This window comes from Anaerococcus porci (genome assembly GCF_009696575.1).
Taxonomy (GTDB): Bacteria; Bacillota; Clostridia; order Tissierellales; family Peptoniphilaceae; genus Anaerococcus; species Anaerococcus porci.
Genome location: NZ_VULQ01000002.1, coordinates 146,423 through 164,756 on the forward strand (window position 1 = coordinate 146,423; position 18,334 = coordinate 164,756).

At 29.5% G+C, this 18,334-nt stretch carries 19 protein-coding genes; 4 read left to right on the forward strand and 15 right to left on the reverse strand.

Going from position 1 to position 18,334, the window contains the following annotated elements; genetic code table 11:
* Positions 1 to 464: 464 nt before the first annotated feature.
* From FYJ26_RS02290 to FYJ26_RS02315, 6 genes are all read right to left on the reverse strand, one after another.
* The gene (locus FYJ26_RS02290; RefSeq protein ID WP_154539221.1) at positions 465 to 1,649 is read right to left on the reverse strand and encodes a GspE/PulE family protein; all 1,185 of its coding nucleotides are present in this window, start codon (positions 1,647 to 1,649) and stop codon (positions 465 to 467) included.
* Positions 1,649 to 3,178 carry a YifB family Mg chelatase-like AAA ATPase gene (locus FYJ26_RS02295; RefSeq protein WP_154539223.1) on the reverse strand — a complete coding sequence of 510 codons (1,530 nt, stop codon included), beginning with the start codon at positions 3,176 to 3,178 and terminating at the stop codon, positions 1,649 to 1,651. The genes FYJ26_RS02290 and FYJ26_RS02295 overlap by 1 nt, the downstream gene beginning before the upstream one ends.
* Position 3,179: 1 nt before the next feature.
* A complete protein-coding gene (locus tag FYJ26_RS02300) occupies positions 3,180 to 4,079 on the reverse strand; it encodes an RluA family pseudouridine synthase (protein WP_154539225.1) in 900 nt (299 codons plus the stop codon).
* Positions 4,080 to 4,161: 82 nt separating this feature from the next.
* The gene (gene mnmA / locus FYJ26_RS02305) at positions 4,162 to 5,271 is read right to left on the reverse strand and encodes a tRNA 2-thiouridine(34) synthase MnmA (RefSeq protein ID WP_154539227.1); all 1,110 of its coding nucleotides are present in this window, start codon (positions 5,269 to 5,271) and stop codon (positions 4,162 to 4,164) included.
* Positions 5,258 to 6,340 (reverse strand): cysteine desulfurase family protein, encoded by a 1,083-nt coding sequence (locus FYJ26_RS02310; RefSeq protein ID WP_154539229.1) that lies wholly within the window; start codon positions 6,338 to 6,340, stop codon positions 5,258 to 5,260. Before FYJ26_RS02310 ends, mnmA begins: the two co-directional genes overlap by 14 nt.
* A gap of 47 nt (positions 6,341 to 6,387) precedes the next feature.
* Positions 6,388 to 6,684 carry a winged helix-turn-helix transcriptional regulator gene (locus tag FYJ26_RS02315; RefSeq protein ID WP_195837839.1) on the reverse strand — a complete coding sequence of 99 codons (297 nt, stop codon included), beginning with the start codon at positions 6,682 to 6,684 and terminating at the stop codon, positions 6,388 to 6,390.
* Positions 6,685 to 6,797: 113 nt separating this feature from the next.
* Between FYJ26_RS02315 and FYJ26_RS02320 the strand changes: the two genes are divergently transcribed.
* A complete protein-coding gene (locus FYJ26_RS02320; protein WP_154539233.1) occupies positions 6,798 to 7,229 on the forward strand; it encodes a Dps family protein in 432 nt (143 codons plus the stop codon).
* 154 nt (positions 7,230 to 7,383) lie between these two features.
* Here the strand turns inward: FYJ26_RS02320 and FYJ26_RS02325 are convergent, their stop codons facing one another.
* From FYJ26_RS02325 to FYJ26_RS02355, 7 genes are all read right to left on the reverse strand, one after another.
* Positions 7,384 to 7,602 carry a YdbC family protein gene (locus FYJ26_RS02325; protein ID WP_154539235.1) on the reverse strand — a complete coding sequence of 73 codons (219 nt, stop codon included), beginning with the start codon at positions 7,600 to 7,602 and terminating at the stop codon, positions 7,384 to 7,386.
* Between the two features lie 9 nt (positions 7,603 to 7,611).
* Positions 7,612 to 8,049, reverse strand: a complete 438-nt coding sequence (locus tag FYJ26_RS02330) for a hypothetical protein (protein WP_154539237.1) — start codon at positions 8,047 to 8,049, stop codon at positions 7,612 to 7,614.
* 181 nt (positions 8,050 to 8,230) lie between these two features.
* Positions 8,231 to 8,719: a peptide-methionine (S)-S-oxide reductase MsrA gene (gene msrA / locus FYJ26_RS02335; protein WP_154539239.1), complete on the reverse strand. Its 489-nt coding sequence runs from the start codon at positions 8,717 to 8,719 to the stop codon at positions 8,231 to 8,233.
* Positions 8,716 to 9,186, reverse strand: coding sequence for a threonine/serine exporter family protein (locus FYJ26_RS02340; RefSeq protein WP_154539241.1), 471 nt, complete (start codon positions 9,184 to 9,186; stop codon positions 8,716 to 8,718). The genes msrA and FYJ26_RS02340 overlap by 4 nt, the downstream gene beginning before the upstream one ends.
* A gap of 9 nt (positions 9,187 to 9,195) precedes the next feature.
* The gene (locus tag FYJ26_RS02345; RefSeq protein WP_154539243.1) at positions 9,196 to 9,966 is read right to left on the reverse strand and encodes a threonine/serine exporter family protein; all 771 of its coding nucleotides are present in this window, start codon (positions 9,964 to 9,966) and stop codon (positions 9,196 to 9,198) included.
* A 65-nt stretch (positions 9,967 to 10,031) separates the two neighbouring features.
* A complete protein-coding gene (locus FYJ26_RS02350) occupies positions 10,032 to 10,790 on the reverse strand; it encodes a J domain-containing protein (RefSeq protein WP_154539245.1) in 759 nt (252 codons plus the stop codon).
* Positions 10,791 to 10,837: 47 nt separating this feature from the next.
* Positions 10,838 to 12,607, reverse strand: coding sequence for an ABC transporter ATP-binding protein (locus FYJ26_RS02355; RefSeq protein ID WP_154539247.1), 1,770 nt, complete (start codon positions 12,605 to 12,607; stop codon positions 10,838 to 10,840).
* Positions 12,608 to 12,719: 112 nt separating this feature from the next.
* Here FYJ26_RS02355 and FYJ26_RS02360 point away from each other — a divergent pair, with 112 nt between their 5' ends.
* Positions 12,720 to 13,562, forward strand: a complete 843-nt coding sequence (locus FYJ26_RS02360) for a sulfide/dihydroorotate dehydrogenase-like FAD/NAD-binding protein (RefSeq protein ID WP_154539249.1) — start codon at positions 12,720 to 12,722, stop codon at positions 13,560 to 13,562.
* Positions 13,549 to 14,943, forward strand: coding sequence for an NADPH-dependent glutamate synthase (gene gltA / locus FYJ26_RS02365; RefSeq protein ID WP_154539251.1), 1,395 nt, complete (start codon positions 13,549 to 13,551; stop codon positions 14,941 to 14,943). The genes FYJ26_RS02360 and gltA overlap by 14 nt, the downstream gene beginning before the upstream one ends.
* 15 nt (positions 14,944 to 14,958) lie before the next feature.
* Here the strand turns inward: gltA and pdxR are convergent, their stop codons facing one another.
* Complete coding sequence (gene pdxR, locus FYJ26_RS02370) at positions 14,959 to 16,353, reverse strand: MocR-like pyridoxine biosynthesis transcription factor PdxR (protein ID WP_154539253.1); 1,395 nt, start codon at positions 16,351 to 16,353, stop codon at positions 14,959 to 14,961.
* Positions 16,354 to 16,440: 87 nt separating this feature from the next.
* On the opposite strand from pdxR, the gene pdxS reads away from it, so the two are divergent.
* Positions 16,441 to 17,292, forward strand: coding sequence for a pyridoxal 5'-phosphate synthase lyase subunit PdxS (pdxS, locus tag FYJ26_RS02375; protein WP_154539255.1), 852 nt, complete (start codon positions 16,441 to 16,443; stop codon positions 17,290 to 17,292).
* Between the two features lie 166 nt (positions 17,293 to 17,458).
* Here pdxS and FYJ26_RS02380 read toward each other — a convergent pair whose 3' ends face one another.
* Entirely contained in the window at positions 17,459 to 18,295 is an 837-nt protein-coding gene (locus tag FYJ26_RS02380; RefSeq protein WP_154539257.1) for an aldo/keto reductase, read from the reverse strand.
* Between the last annotated feature and the right edge of the window lie 39 nt (positions 18,296 to 18,334).

An 18,334-nucleotide genomic window follows, 5' to 3' on the forward strand; every position in this document is an offset into this window, starting at 1 on the left:
ATTTCCCATTGCTACTATTTCAGGTTTCATATTTTCACCACCTTGTAGTCTTATTTTATTTCATCCTAAAGTTAAATACATGAGTAAATACTGCAAACTTTATAAAAAATAGTAAATAGTGCTACATTTTTTCTAAAAAAACATCTGAAAACTACTATTTCCAATGTATTTCAGAACTTTTACAAATTAAAAGTATAATAGTTGATATATTAATATAGTATGAAAATTAGAAAATATTAAATTTAAACTAAAAAAACGCAAGTATTGAAACTTACGTTTTACAAAAGATAAAAATATATCAAATATGACTATAATAGACATTTATTACTATAAGATTAATACTATATTATAAAAATCTTCTTATAATTTCACCAAACCTTACCCATATTAACTAATATAGTTTAATATTATGCTATCAAAACTTATATAATAATTTTCACCCTTTTTGATTAATATAATTTTCTTTAATCAATATAATATATGGAATCAAAAACTTCACTGAAACTTGTAACTCCATCCAGAACTTTCCTAAGACCATTGTAAGTCATAGACTTGAAATCCTTAATCTTGTACAACCTATCAAGTTCATTTTTACTATAGTCTTTATTTTCTAAAAGAAGCTTCTTATAATCATCATCAAATACCAATACCTCTTCTACTGCCTCCCTTCCTAAATATCCGTCATTACATTTATTGCAACCGCATGCATCATAAACTTCTTGATCTTTTTTAATATCAAAATATCTTTTTAACAAATTATATTCACTTATAGTTATCTTTCTTTTTATCTTGCAATCACAAAGTTTCCTTACGAGCCTTTGCCCTGCTAAGATTGAAACAGATTGACCTATAAGATAGTCTTCAATTCCCAAGTCTCTAAGCCTCGCTATCGATGATATGGCATCAGTCGTATGAAGAGTTGAAAGCACTAAATGACCTGTAATTGCCGCCCTTATAGCCATTTTCGCTGTTTCTTGATCTCTTATCTCACCTATCATTATTATGTCTGGGTCTTGTCTTAAAATAGATCTTAGGGCATTTGCAAAGCTAAAATCTATCTTGTTATTCACAGATATTTGATTTATTCCCATAACATTTATTTCGACTGGATTTTCTATTGTAACTATATTTACACTATCATCATTTAAATGATTAAGAAGTGAATATAAAGAAGTTGACTTACCAGAACCTGTGGGACCTGTAAAAATAATCATACCCGACTTATTTTTTATGGCTTTTTGTAATATATTTTTTGAATTTTCACTAAAGCCTAAAAGGTTGGAAGATTTTTTAAAATAATCTAGAGAAAGAATTCTTAAAACTAATTTCTCACCAACTATAGTATTTAAGGATGATATTCTAAAATCTATATGGGGAAACCTATCAAGCTTTAAATACCCATCTTGAGGTCTTCTCTTTTCAGCTATATCAAGCTTTGAAGAAAGCTTTATTCTTGTTATAAGCTTCTTATATTCTTCATATGTCATCTCGGTTATATTTATAAGCTTCCCATCTACCCTAAACCTAATTCTAGCAAAAGTCTTATCCATAGGTTCTATATGAATATCTGATGAATTATATTTAAGAGCTTTTTTTATAAGATCATTTATATAAAGGTCAATATTAATATTTATTAAATTATTATCCATTAGACACTCCAATACTTACCATCAAGTGACCTATACCTTATGGCTTCTAATAAGTGCTTATCTAAAATCATGTCAGAATTTTCAAGGTCAGCAATTGTCCTTGCCATCTTAATTATTTTATTATAGCTTCTTACTGAAAAATTATATTTGTTAAAGGCCATTTGTCCTATTTTTTCTAATTTATCATCTAATTTTATATATTTTTTCATAAGTCTAGTATTTAAGGCTCCATTTGTAGATATGGACTCATTTTTATACCTTTCTTCTTGAATTAATCTTGCCCTTTGGACTTCAAACTTCATCTCTTTTGATGATTTAGTCTTCATATTATCTTTTAATTCTTCATATTTTACAGGCTTAATTTCAATATGTATATCAATCCTATCAAGGATTGGAGATGATAATTTTGATAAATATCTTCTAATTTCATTGTGACTACATGTACATTCTTTTAAAGGATTTCCATAGTTTCCACAAGGACATGGATTCATTGCTGCTATCAAAATAAAATCTGCAGGATATTTTATACTAGCCATTGACCTTGATATGTTTATCTCTCTATTTTCTAAAGGTTCTCTTAAGGCCTCAATAGTTTTTTTTGAAAATTCTGGAAATTCATCTAAAAATAATACTCCCTTGTGAGCAAGTGTTATCTCTCCTGCCTTTGGTATATTTGCCCCTCCACCTATTAAAGAAACTTCACTTGCAGAGTGATGAGGGGACCTAAAAGGTCTTTTATTTATAAGCTTTCCTTCATCCAATAGTCCCATTACAGAATATATTTTTGTAACTTCTACTTTTTCTTCAAAGTCCATATCAGGTAATATTGACGGTAAATGTTTTGCAGAGAAAGTTTTTCCACTTCCTGGAGCACCTATCATCAATAAATTATGATCTCCAGCTGCTGATATTTGCAAAGCTCTTTTTAAAGAATCTTGCCCCTTTATATCTGAAAAATCATAGTCATACTTATCTTCTTCAATATTATCATTTAATCTAGCTTTATATGGATTTTTTTCTACTTCACCATTAAGATAAGTAACCAGACTTTCTATATTAATAAATGGATAAGTATTACAATCTTTAATAATTGAACATTCATCCTTATTTCCATCAGAAATAATAAAATTTTTAAATCCTTTTTCTCTCATAGATATAAGCATAGCAAGTGCTCCTCTTATAGGAAGGATTCTTCCATCTAAAGAAAGTTCCCCTATAAAGATAAAGTCGTTTCTCTCTTTTTTTATTACTCCCATACTTCTTAAAAGAGATACTGCTATGGGAAGGTCTAATTGGGTACCTTCTTTTTTTATATCTGCAGGAGATAAATTTATAGTAATCCTACCTTGGGGAAATTTATAACCTGAGTTAATTAAGGCTACCCTTATTCTGTCCTTAGATTCTTTTATAGATGAGTCTGGTAAACCTACGATATTGAAGGCAGGTAACCCTGATGTGATATCGCTTTCTACTTCTATAGCCTTACCTTCAAGGCCAAGAAGACTTACAGTATTAATTTTTGAATACATGCTAATCTCCTAATTTTAAAACTTTTTGATATTTCTTAAAATCGTCATGAACCTCTGTTTCAAAGATTTTATATTCTCCGCTTTGATCAACAAAACCAAGTTTATGGCAATGTAATAATTGGTGCTCTAAATTAAACTTATGCCCCACATTTCCATAAACAGGATCTCCTAAAATAGGATGATTTATATAGGTCATATGGACTCTTATCTGATGAGTCCTTCCTGTTAGAATTTTTACCTTAACTAGAGAAAAACCATTAGCTTCTTTTATAACCTCATACTTACTTATAGCCTTTCTTCCACTTGGTCTAACTGCCATTTTTCTCCTATTATTAGGGTCCCTGTCAATAAAGGTTTCAATTGTATCTTTTTTATTGTCAAAAATCCCATGACATATGGCAAAATATTCCTTATCTACTTTCCTCTTTTCAAATAAGTCTTTAAAATATTTATATGATTTATTATTTTTGGCTATAAGCATTAAACCTGTAGTATCCTTATCAAGTCTGTGAACTATACCAGGTCTATCATCTCCACCAATATGAGACAGATTGTCATAACCAAACTTCTCTAATAAGCCATTAACTAGGGTTGCTGTTACTATAGAGCCTGCAGGATGGACCATTACATTCTCGTCTTTATCAATAATTGCATAATCCTCATTTTCATAGATGATTTTTATGTCCATCTTCTCCGGCCTTATTTCTGGCTTTTTAAATAATTCATCTGATATATTTATCATATCTCCAAGTTCAAGTTTATAACTCGGCTTTACTTTTTTCTCATCCACCAGGATTTTCTTATCCTTTATAAAATCTTTTACTTTTTCTCTTGGGATTTCTTCAAATTTATTTGATATGTATTTGTCTATTCTAATATTTTCATCTGCTAGTATATTCATATATAAATTATAGCATTTTAAGACTTTTTGTCCAAAGTTAAGATATTTAAATAAATAAAAAAGAGCAAGCAAACTTACTCTTTTAAACTTTCAATCTTTTATCATCATTGTAAACTTCATCTATTATGCATGAACCAAGACAAATATCATTATCGTAAAATACAGCAGCTTGACCTGGAGTTACAGCCTTTGTCTTATCATATTTTATTTCAACCCTACCATCCTCTAAGATTTTTACCCTAGATTTTATATCTTTTTGCCTATACCTAAACTTACATGTACAATCAAATTCTTTAGCAAAGCCCTTAGATGACAAACTTGAAAGTAAAGATCCGATTAGCCTATTTGAAAACAATCTCTCATTATTCTTTCCTTGACATACTATAAGTTCATTTTTTTCTAAGTCCTTACCACAAACAAACCACGCTTCTCCTTCACCACCTATGCCTAGACCTCTTCTTTGACCTATGGTGTGATACATTAGTCCATAATGTTCTCCCATAACATTTCCATCTATATCTACAATTTTGCCTTTCTTAGCAGGAAGATAGTTTGATAAAAACTCATTAAAATTTCTCTCGCCTATAAAGCAAATTCCTGTTGAATCCTTTTTATCTGCTGTAGCAAGATTATTTTCCTTGGCTATTTTTCTTACTTCTTTCTTTTCAAGTTCTCCTATTGGAAAAAGAACGTCTTTTATTTGATCTTGGGATAGTTGAGATAAAAAGTAAGTTTGGTCTTTATTTTTATCAACTCCCCTTAGCATTTTAACTTCTTCTCCATCTCTTTCAACTCTTGCATAGTGACCTGTAGCAAGATAGTCTGCTCCTAAATCTTTGGCATAATCAAGAAAGGCTCTAAACTTAATTTCCTTATTACACATTATATCAGGGTTAGGAGTTCTTCCTTTTTTATACTCATCTAGAAAATATGAAAAAACTCTATCATAATATTCTTTTTCAAAATTTATAGAATAATATGGAATACCTATCTGATTACATACCTTAACTGCATCCTCATAGTCAACCTCTGCAGTACAAACCCCATTTTCATCTTCTTCATCCCAATTTTTCATAAATATTCCAGTTACATCGTAACCTTCTTGCTTTAAAAGTAAGGCTGCAACTGATGAGTCAACACCACCACTTACGCCAACTACCACCTTTATATCCTTCTTATCAGTTTTCTCCATCTATACCCCTAACCTTTTTAAGAATTTCAAATGTATAATCTATATCTTCTTTTGTATTTGTAAAACCAAAAGAAAATCTTACTGAATGCATGGCCCTATCTTCATTATACATTGCCTTAATTACATTGCTTGCTTCTATACTTCCTGCTCTACAAGCAGAACCAACTGATATACATACACCATGCATATCTAAAAATGTTAACAAAAATTCATTTTTAACATAAGGAAAATATAAGTTTAGTATGTGATTTGACGAATTATCTAGGCTTCCATTTATTTCGAAAATAAAGTTAGATTCTTTTAATTTCTCTACAAAATAAGTCTTTAATTCTTTTATTTTCCCTCTTTCTTTTATGGTTTTTTCTATAGATTCTGCCATAGAATAAGCTCCCATCACAAAACTTGTTCCAGCACGCCTATTCTTTTCTTGCTCTCCTCCTCTTATAAGAGGTTTTATACTTTTATTAGCATAAAGTATTCCAAATGAGTTGATACCGCCTATCTTATGCCCTGAAAGAGAAAGAGAGTTACAAGCTAGTTCATTAACATCTATGTCTATATGTCCATAAGCTTGAACACAGTCGATATGAAAGAAAACATCTCTTTCTTTTAGATACTTCCCTATTTCTTTAACAGGCTCAATGGAGCCTACTTCATTGTTGACAAACATCAAAGATACAAGCTTGACATCGCTTGTCATCTTTTCTTTTAAATCATCAAGTGTAAAAAATCCATCCTTATCCACATCTAAATAAATAGTCTTATCCTTATTAACAGCATTTAAGATAGAATCGTGTTCTATCTTAGATGTTATAATTAAATCATCTTTAAAATTAGATAAGATTGTGTTATTAGACTCCGAAGCAGAAGATGTAAAAATTATATCATTGCTATCTGCTTTGATAGACTTTGCAATCTTTCTTCTTGAGTCCTCTAGGATTTTTTTAGCTTTTCTTCCATATGTATGAAGAGAATCTGGATTCCCATCAAAATTTTCCTTATTTTTTAAAATATATTCTAGTATTTCATTTCTTTTTATTGAAGTTGCAGCATAATCAAAATAAATCATAATATCACCTAAGCTGTATTATACTTTAAAATCTCTTAATTTAAATCTTAATCCCTTTTTAAATACTTGTCAGATATGTCATAAATATGACCAAAAACATGGTCTACATCAAAGCCAAATTGAGTAAGCTTATACGCCTTATCTTTATCGTCTCTTTTTATGACTCCATAGTCTAATAAAAGTTTTATCTTCCTACTTAACTCTGTATGAGAAATATAAGATATAGAATCTAGAATTTTTTTATAATTATTATTACCTATTCCTATAGAATGAATTATTTCAGGCACCCATCTTTTGCTAAATAAATCTTCAATAAGCTCTAAACCTTTACTATATTCTTTCATAAATCTCCTATTTTTAACTAACATATTTGTTCCTTGTTGAATATATTTTATTATAATATAATCATACTATAATTAAAATGATTCTAAAAATCAAATTAAAAAAGGAGTATATAATGAATAAAAAATTGGATATATATTTAGCAAACATAATGGTTGAAAACATAAAACTACACCATCTTCATTGGAATATAGTAGGCAAAAGTTTTGTTAGAGTACACGAATACTTTGAAAGCCAATATAATGCATTTTTTGAAAGATATGATGAAATTGCAGAAATTCAAAAAATGCAAGGTTACTATCCAAACGCAGACCTAAAATCATATCTTAATCTTACAACAATTGATGAAATTTCAAAATCTGAAGATATAGAAATTAGAAAAGCTTTAGAAATTTATCTAGAAGATTTAAATAAATTTAAAGAACTTGCTCTAGAAATAAGAAAAGAAGCAGATAAAAATGATGATTTTCAAATAACTAATACTATGGAAGAGCACATTGAAGCTTATAATAAAGAAATTTGGTTTATAAAAGCGAGTTTAAAATAAAAATTTAGAGGCTGATGCAAAATGAATTAATAGTTCCAAAATCATTACAATGACAATTTGGCCTCCATGAGCTGGCAGGCTATTTTCAAACTGTCTATTAGTCGCTTGTAATGATGAAATGATAGAAGTTCATAATTTCGCAACAGCCTCTTTTTTACTTGAATTCATCAATTAATACTTCTTTTAGCACTTCAGCTTCTTCTTTTGTTAAGGTAATACCCTTGCTCATCCTTGTATGATCCTCATTCCAGTCTCTAATATCATATTTTGGATCTCTTTCATTCCATGAAACAAGGTTTAATTCTTTTGTCCAACCCTTAGCATTTGTGGAAAGTACACCTAAATTTTCAACTATATCATATTTAATTGCCATAATCTTCTCCTAACTTTTATAGTAATTTTTTGGAAGAGAACCCAATAACATATATTCAATATCATTTGCAGCCCCCTCTATTTTTTTAATTCTTCTTTCTATTTTAGTTTTTAATATCTTAATTTCATCATCATCTAACTTTTTAATATCTTCAATTTCTTTTAAGAAACTTGCAATAGATGGGTCATTTGGATTGTAAGAAAAATTATCTAATTTATTTTTATCAAATTTATAAACAAAATCAAAAAGCCTATCTTTAGACAAGTAAATATAAGAATCCATAAATATCCTATCGCTTGAACTTTTGGAATCATAAGATTTTTGACTAAGTTTATTGTAACCTGTAATTGAAAAGTTAAGCTCAAAAAACGCCTTAACTAATCGAACCTTTAAATCCATTAATTTTATTTGATTTTGAGTTAAATTATTTCTATTGATATAATCCATACTATCCTTTCTTTTTAGAATAATATCACAAAAAATATTCTAGTACAAGCATTGTATGGTAAAGTTTTTAAAAAGCAAAATTTCTTTGTATATTATTATATATTAAGTATTAGAAAGATATTTAATAAAAATTTCAAAAGATTTATTTTAAGCAAACTTTGGAAAAAATAAAGGACCTAGATTAGTCTAGATCCGGTTTATCTAATAAATCAATATGGCAATATCCTCTAGGATTTTTTTCTAAATAATCTTGGTGATAGTCTTCAGCTACTACAAAGTTTAAAAGTTTATCTACTTCAACCATTATTTTTCTATCTTCATTTTTTTGCTTTTCTTCTAAAAATTTCTTAGCAAATGATAAATTTAATTCATCATCAGCATAGATACCTGTCCTATATTGACGTCCTACATCATTACCTTGTTTATTTATAGAAAATGGATCTATAATGTAATAAAAATAGTCAAGTATTCTTTTAAGTGTTTTTTCATCTCCATCAAATTGAACGGCTACAGTTTCAGCATGGTCTGTTTGTTTTAAATCTTCATAACTTGTTTTTTCAGTATTTCCATTAGCATAACCTACTTTAGTATTTTTAACTCCCTTAATGTCCTTAAAATATGCTTCAACTCCCCAAAAACATCCACCTGCTAAATATATTATTTTTTTCATTTTTTCTTTCTCCAATCATATTTTTTACTTGGTTTTCTAAATTTAAAACCCATGAGTGACTTAGATATAGATGACGCTAATAAAATCCCAAATGAAATTGCACTTGCTGTTACAAGTGTTTCAAATAGATTTGTGAAAGCTAAGGACTTTTGGTTATCTACAAAATAAAATAAGGTGTTATATATTCCCTTTCCTGGAACTAAGTTTATTATGCCCGGAATTATAAATAATATAGCAGGCATGTGAAAAACTCTTGCAAATATCTCTCCAAGAATACCTGTAACATAAGCTCCAAGTAATATTGGAAGAAAAACCCCTCCTATTAAATCTCCTGCTATGTTATAGATTAAAAATCCTATTGCACCAGCTAGTGCTGAGAATTTAATAGCTCTTTTTGGGGATGAAAATAACATAGCAAATCCTACTGATGAAATATAAGAAAAGATAAATCCTAAAAATAAGTGCATATTTCCCCCTTAAAAAATCGTCATTGGTACTGCAACACCTATAGCCAAGGCTAAGGATACAAATAAACTCATAGTTATTCCAACAAGTCCACTTGTAGAATCTCCACTCATTAAATCTCTTATTGAATTAGTTAAGGTAAATCCAGGAACATAAGGCATCATTGAAGATACTATAACATTTGCCGAATTAAATCCTACAACAAACTTACCTATTATAATAGTTAAGATTGAAACTAAAAGCCCTGCAATGAAATTTTCTATAAAATAACCGAACATTTTCTTTTCTACTCCTATAAAGAGGATATAAGTTATTAAAGAAACTATAAAGGTTACAGGTAAGTCTATAAAATTAGGATTCTTGCTATTAACTAAAATAGGGAAGGCCGTTGATGCAAGAACAGCTCCTATAATATTTATATATTTTTTAATTTTTGATGAATCCCTAATCTTATCTAATTCATATAGAGCTTGATCAAGACTGTATTCATGGTTACAAAAATTTCTAGAAAAAGTATTAACTTTATCAACCAAGATAAGATTATTACCCCTATTTTTTACACGCTTAACATTTGCATAGGTTTTACCATCCACATTAAATGAGTACATCATAGCATTGAAGGTTGCGAATACATCTATATCTCTTGCATCATAAAAAGATCTTATAATTCTTTCTACAGTATCCTCAACCCTATAAATTTCCGCTCCATTTTTAAGCATCATAGCTCCTGCTCTTGACGAAATTTCTAAAAGTTTATTTATATCATCTTCATTATGTTTCATATTAGTTTCCTTTTCTAATATAAAAAACTTTCCTCAAAAAAATAAGGAAAGTTTTAGATATAGTCCTACATATTTTTATACTTTTTAATATTTTCTTGAGATAAGAAATTATAAGCTTCATTAATTTTTTGAAACTTTTCTGTGGCATTTGGATCATCACTTACATCTGGGTGGTATTTTTTTGCAAGCTTTCTATAGGCGAGTTTTATTTCATACTGATCTGCATTAGGATTAACCCCTAAAATAGAACAATAATTTTCATACTTTTCCTTAAAGCCTAAATCATTTACAAAGGCACCCTTATATCCATTATTATTCCTATATCCACTGTAGCCTTCATTAGAATCATAGCCTGTAAAGCTAAATCCTTTGAAAAATTCTTCAAATCTTTTATTGAATTCTTCTTGTTGTCTTTGTCTTTCTTCTTCAGCTTTTCTTCTTCTTTCTCTTTCTTTTTCCATCCTATACTTATTAGCATAATCAGATATATTATCAAAACCCTTTTTATCTCCAGTAATAAGGCTATCCGCCTTATCATACATCCACTCTATTAGGGTATAGTTTCCATACCTTAAAAGTGAAATAAAGGACTTTCCTAAAAAGGGAACTACTGCTATAAGTAAGATTAAAAACACAAGCTCAGATGGCAAGGCTATGAAAAATATCGGAAATATAAAAATAACCGAACAACCTATTAGCATAAGAACTTGGCCTAATCCTTCAAAAATCATAACTATAGCATTTAATATATTAATTAATAAATTAAATATTGAATTTAATGCACAAGCTATACTATGGATGAATTTTCCAAATATAATTTTCAATTTTTTCTCTCCTATTATTTGATTATACCAAGTTATAATTTCAATGTCTAACCAAATAAATCTTCGTTATTAGAATTATAAAGCTTATAATATACACCTTTTTTATCTAAGAGTTCATGGTGGCTTCCTCTTTCAGCTATACCATCTTCTGTTAATACAATAATTGAATCTGCGTTAATAATTGTGGAAAGTCTATGAGCTATTGTAAGAGTAGTCCTTCCCTTGGTTAGCTTTTCAAGAGATTCTTGAACTATTGCCTCGCTTGTGTTATCAAGCGATGATGTAGCCTCATCTAGGATTAATATTGGCGGATTTTTCAAAAATACCCTTGCTATTGATATCCTTTGTTTTTGACCTCCTGAAAGCTTGACTCCTCTTTCACCAATATAGGTATCAAAACCATATGGAAAATCCATAATAAAGTCGTAGGCTCCTGCTAGCTTACTAGCTTCAATTATTTCTTCATCTGTGGTGTTTTCCTTACCATATTCAATGTTTTCTCTTATGGTTCCCCCAAATAGGTAAACATCTTGTTGAACTATACCGATATTATTTCTTAAAGATTCTAAAGTTAAATTATTAATGTTTATTCCATCTACTCTAATTTCACCTTTATTTACTTCATAAAATCTTGGTATAAGCTTAGTTATTGTTGACTTACCAGCACCAGATGGACCTACTAAGGCAATATTTTCTCCTACATTTATATTAAAGGATATATTATCTAATATCCAAGGATCATCTTCAGCTTGATCTGGATACTTAAAAAACACCTTATCAAATACAATGCTACCTTTAACATTTTTAAGCTCTTTCGCATCTTCTCTATCAAAAATATCACTTCTAAGATTCATAACCTCATTAAATCTTTCTATACCAGTTATACCTTTTTGGTATTGATCAGTAAACTCCACAAGTCTATTTACTGTAGCAATAATAGTATTAAGGTATAAAACAAATGCAACCAAGTCACCTGGGCTCATGCTTTTTTTGATAACAAAATATCCCCCGACTACGATCAAAACTCCATACATAAGTCCTGCAAATAATTGATTAATCAAATTATAGCTTGCCATGTTGTAGTATTTTACCTTTTTAATATCTACAAACTTATCATTTCCTTTTTTAAATTTCTTCTTTTCAAGTTCTTCATTAGCAAAAGATTTTACAACATCAATTCCTAAAAGAGTATCCTCAATCGAAGCATTAATTTCGCCTATTTGTTTTTTCTCACTTTTTACAGATTTTGAAAAGGCTCTTCTTTTAATCCTCGCTGCATAAACCATAATCGGAATTATTATATATATCAAAAGTGTAAGTTGTATGTTTATAGTCATTAAAACAATAAATGATATACTTAATTTTATAAAACCTATAAAAAATTCCTCTGGACAGTGGTGAGAAAATTCAGTTATATCAAATAGGTCTGTAGTCATCCTACTCATTAGCTGACCTATCTTTGTTTCATTAAAAAAGGCTGTTGACATAGTCATAAAATGTTTAAATATATCAGCCCTCATGTCCTTTTCTATATGAGCTCCCATAATATGTCCATATGATTGCATAAAATACCTACCTGCTACTTCAACTAATTTTGTCAAAATATAAAGTAATGTTAATTTTATAATAATATCAAAAGTTAAACTAGAGTTTGATGCATTGTCTGTCAATATTGATAAAAGTATAGGAAGCAAAAGTTCACATACAGTTGTCAAAAATGCAGAAAACAAATCTTTAGCAAGTATATCCTTATAGTTTTTATAATAAGGAATAAACTTTTTGATTAATTCTTTATCAGAATATGTTCTATTTTCCATTTCTCCTCCTTATCATAGATATTATACTATTTTACTATATAATATTAAGTAATTCACTTGATTTTTTTTGATATATTGTTAAAATATTAATGAGAAACATATAGGAGGAAACATGGCAAGGATAATTGAAAAAACAAACCTTAATAATTCAACCATTAAGTTTGTTGTAAATTCTCCAGATATTGCTAAAAGAGCAAAACCTGGTCAATTTATAATTTTAAGAATAGATGAAAAGGGTGAGAGAGTTCCCTTTACTATTTCTGAAACCGATGATGAAAATGTTACAATTATCGTTCAAATTGTTGGTGGAACTACCATTAGGATGAATGAATTAAAGGCAGGAGATGGATTCTTAGATTTTGTAGGTCCTTTAGGAAAACCAACTGAACTTGATCAATATAAGGGTAAAAACGTGTGTGTAGTCGGTGGAGGACTTGGAACAGCTATAGCTTATCCTCAAACAAAATACTTACATAGAATAGGTGCCCATACTGATGTAATAATGGGCTTTAAAAACAAAGACATAATTATACTTGAAGATGAACTAAAAAAATCTTCTGATAATCTATATATTACAACAGATGATGGTTCTTATGGAAAACAAGGATTTGTTACAGAAGTTTTAAAAGAAAATATAGAAAATGGAAAAAAATATGATTTAGTCTTGGCAATAGGTCCAATGATTATGATGAAAAATACAGCTCTTGTAACAAAAGAATATGATATACCAACTATAGTATCTTTAAACTCAATTATGGTTGATGGTACTGGTATGTGTGGATGCTGTAGGGTAACTGTAGGTGGTCAAATGAAATTTGCTTGTGTAGATGGACCTGATTTTAATGCCTTTGAAGTGGACTTTGATGAAGCTATGAATAGGGGTCGTAATTACCAACAAGAAGAAAGAGAACACATTTGTAGACTAACAGGAGATATAAGAAATGGCAAAATTTAATATGAGTAAAACTAAGGTTCCTATGCCTGAACAAAATCCAAGTGTTAGAAATAAAAACTTTGAGGAAGTAGCCTTAGGTTATGATTTAGAAATGGCTCAAGAAGAAGCTCAAAGATGTGTTCAATGTAAAAACAAACCTTGTGTAGGTGGTTGTCCAGTATCTGTAAGAATACCAGAATTTATCCATCAAGTTGTTGAAGGTAATCTTGATAAGGCTTATGAAATAATAGCAAGTACAAATAACCTTCCTGCCATATGTGGAAGAGTATGTCCTCAAGAAAATCAATGTGAAGGTGTTTGTACTAGGGCTAAAAACGGAGAAGCGGTAGCAATAGGTAGACTCGAAAGATTTGTAGCAGATTATCATATGAATAAAGATTATAATAAACCTGTTGAAGTTACAGGACAAAATAAAAAAGTCGCTGTAGTAGGAAGTGGTCCTTCAGGACTTTCTTGTGCAGCAGATCTTGCTAAACTTGGATATAAGGTTACTTTATTTGAAGCTTTTCACACTGCTGGTGGAGTATTAATGTATGGTATACCTGAATTTAGGCTACCAAAAACCCTTGTTCAAAAAGAACTTAAAAATGTAATTGGTCTTGGAGTTAAGCTTCAAAGAAATACTATAATAGGAAGAACAAAAGAGATAAATGAACTTTTTGAAGAAGGATATGAGGCAGTTTATATATCAACAGGTGCAGGACTTCCAAAATTTTTAGGAATTGAGGGTGAAAACTTAAATGGAGTTTACTCTGCAAATGAGTTTTTAACTAGGATGAACCTAATGAAGGCATATAAATTCCCAGAATATGACACACCAGTTCACATAGGTAAGAAAGTATGTGTTGTAGGTGGTGGTAACGTAGCAATGGATGCTGCAAGAAGTGCTAAAAGAATGGGTGCTGATGTAACTGTTGTTTACAGAAGATCATTTGAAGAGATGCCTGCAAGAGCTGAAGAAAGTCACCACGCCAAAGAAGAAGGAATAAACTTTATGAACCTTCACAATCCTGTCGAAATAGAAGGAGAAAATGGTTGGGTTAAGAAAGTTAAACTTGAAATAATGGAATTAGGAGAAGAAGATAAGTCTGGAAGAAGAAGACCAATACCTACTGGAAAATATGAAGAAGTAGACTTCGATTCTGTAATAATTTCAATAGGTCAATCCCCTAACCCACTTATCAAACAAACCAATGATGATATAGAAACCGAATCTTGGGGTGGAATTATAATAGATGATTCAACAATGACAACAAAAGATGGTGTATTTGCAGGAGGAGATGCAGTAAGTGGTGCTGCAACAGTAATCCTTGCTATGGGAGCTGGTAAAAAAGCTGCTGAAAATATTGATAAATACATCAAAAACAAAGAGAATAAATAATTTAAAAGAATAGGTTTAGGTCCTATTCTTTTTTGATTTTGAAATTATATCTTTTATAATTTCAAATCCTTCCATAATTTCTTTTTCGCTCAAATTGGCAAAACCTAATATAAAAAAACAATCTAGGCTAAATTTTTTATTAAATAAAAACCTACTTAAAGGTATTATCCTTATGGAATTTTTTTCTAGTAAGGACATAAATTTACCAATATCGACAGACTCGTCTATTTCAATGGGAAGTATAAGTGAATTTGGTTTTGAAATAAATTTAATTTCATTAATTTCTCCAATTTTTCTTACTATTAATTCGAATTTCTTATAGTAAATATTTTTCATCCTATTTATATGTTTTTCAAATTCACCACTTTCTATAAATGATGCTAGGGCCTTTTGTAAAAAGTTGGAAACTGTATTTGATAAATCTTTAAAATTTTCTTCATATTTTTTAAGTAACTTATCAGGTAAAACCATATAAGAAATTCTTAAAGATGGGGCTAGAAGCTTTGAAAAAGATCCAAAGTATATAACATCAGAGTTTTTGTCCATAGACTTTAAACTTTCTATAGGAAAACCTCTAAATTTAAACTCACAATCATAGTCATCTTCAATTATATATCTATTTTCAGACTTTGAAGCCCAATTAAGTAACTCCACTCTTCTTTGAATAGACATAACTGTACCCATAGGAAATTGATGAAATGGGGTTACAAAAACGCAAATTGACTTAAAGTCTGATATCTTATCTATCCTTACCCCATCCTTATCCATATCAAGAGGAATTGGATTTTCTAAATCAAAGGTGAAAAACTTATTACCAAAAGCATAACCTGGATTTTCAAAGGCATAAAGACTTTGGTCATTTAAAAGCATTTTCACTAGGGTAAATAAGTGTTCTGTTGATGATGATATAATGATATTTGAATAAGATATATCTATATTCCTTGCACTTTTAAGATAAGTTGATATAGCAGCCCTTAAAGGTTTATATCCCTTAAAAGATCCCTTATCTAAAATTTTAATATCTTTTTTATCGATAGCTTCTTTCATGTATTTTTGCATAATCTTATAAGGAAAGTTTTCATAATCTACCCCACTTATACCAAAATCATACTTATAAACTTTTATATAATCACTTTCTTTAAAATTTTCTCTCTTATCTAAGACAATTAAATCATCAATTTTTTTTACATAAAAGCCACTCTTATCCTCTGCTTCAACATAACCTTCTTCTTCTAATTTATAATAAGCTTTTTTTATTGTATTAACAGAAACATTTATGTCCTTTGATAAATTTCTAATAGAAGGAAGCTTGTCATATGCCATAATATCCCCATTAATAATCTTCTCTTTTAAAGCTTTATATATCTTCTCATATAGGAAAGATTCATCATTTTTTAAATTTAAATACATCTGTACCTCTTTATTTTCTATATATTGTTGCTTTTATTAGTTACAGTTTAACATATAATTATAGGTAATTAAAGAAAGGAGAAAATTATGACTAGTAAAAATTTAAATGAAAGATATAAAAAAAGAGTAATAATGGACGTAATGAATGTTGAACAAGCAAAAATTGCAGAAAATTCAGGTGCAAGTGCTGTAATGGCTCTTGAAAGAGTTCCTGCAGATATACGTGTAGCTGGTGGTGTATCTAGGATGAGTGATCCTAAGATGATTGAAGAAATTATGAAAGCTGTCAAAATTCCAGTTATGGCGAAAGTAAGAATTGGGCACTTTGTTGAAGCTCAAATTCTTGAAGCTCTAGGAGTTGACTATATAGATGAGTCAGAAGTTTTAACAGTAGCAGATGACTATAACCATATTGATAAAACAAAGTTCAAAACTCCTTTTGTTTGTGGAGCAAGAAACATATCAGAAGCCTTAAGGAGAATTTCAGAAGGTGCTTCTATGATTAGAACAAAAGGAGAAGCAGGAACTGGTAATATAGTTCAAGCTGTAAGACACTTGAGAGAAATAAATAGAGAAATTGAAAGAATCTCAGTTCTTAATGATGATGAAATCTATTCTTATGCAAAAGACTTGGCAGTAGATGTTAATCTATTAAGATATGTAAGAGAACATAAAGAACTTCCTGTAGCAAATCTTTCTGCTGGTGGAGTTGCAACACCTGCTGATGCTGCCCTCATGATGCAATTAGGTGCATATGGCGTTTTTGTAGGAAGTGGTATTTTTAAATCTGGAAATCCAGAAAAGAGAGCAAAAGCTATAGTAAAAGCTGTAGAAAACTATGATAATCCCGAGATAATTCTTGAGATTTCAAAAGATTTGGGAGAAGCCATGGTTGGAATAAATGAAAATGAAATAAAAGAAATCTATGAAATGAGATAAATTTAAATCATAAATAATCCGAAAACTACTGCTATTATAAACTTAAAGTGTTTTTGAGGTTAAAAAAGGATCTGTGAATTGTTTACAGATCCAAATAACCTTTTTTTAAAAACTTTTAATTAATAAATATTCAACTAAAACAAGTGAATTTAAACAATTTATCAACTTATTTAGTTAGTAGCTCTTTAAGCCAAATTTCATCTTCAGGATCATTAGAATATCTTTTTTGGATATCCAATGATTTAATAGCCTTTATATCATCATCACTAAGTTCAAAATCAAATATATCTATATTTTCTTTTATCCTTGCAGGATGAGATGATTTTGGTATAACCATGGTTCCTCTTTCTATATGCCAACGCAAAACTATTTGGGCAGGTGTTTTATTATATTTATTAGAAAGATTCTTTATTACATCTTCTTCCAAAAGATTAGATCTTCCCCTAGCAAGAGGTGACCATGCCTGGTGGACAATTTTATTTTCTTTTAAAAACTCAAGCGTTTTAGAGTTTTGAAAATGAGGGCTTGATTCTAGTTGATCAAGAACTGGAGCTTCTCCTATTTTTAAAAGCTCTTTTAGTTGCTTTATTTCAAAATTACATACTCCAATAGATTTTACAATACCTTGCCTTTTATATTCTTCAAAAACCTTCCAAGCCTTATCATAATCCTTACCATACCAATGTAATAAAATAATATCTATATAATCTGTCTGCAAATTTTCAAGTGATTCATCTATAGATTTTTTTGTTAAGTCTTCTCCAAAATATGTTGGCCAAACCTTTGTTACAAGTTGATATTCTTCTCTTTTCTTATTGGAGTTTTTAAGCTCAGCCCCTATTATATCTTCATTATCATAAAATTTGGCTGTATCTATATATTCATAGCCAGACTCAAAGGCAGCTTCTATAACATTTGCCATCACTTTTCTTTCTGTTATTTTGTAAGTTCCTAAACCTATTTGAGGTATCTTTTTATTATCATTTAACTTAATATACTTCATATAAACCTCCTATTTTTATATATTACCCTTATTCTTATG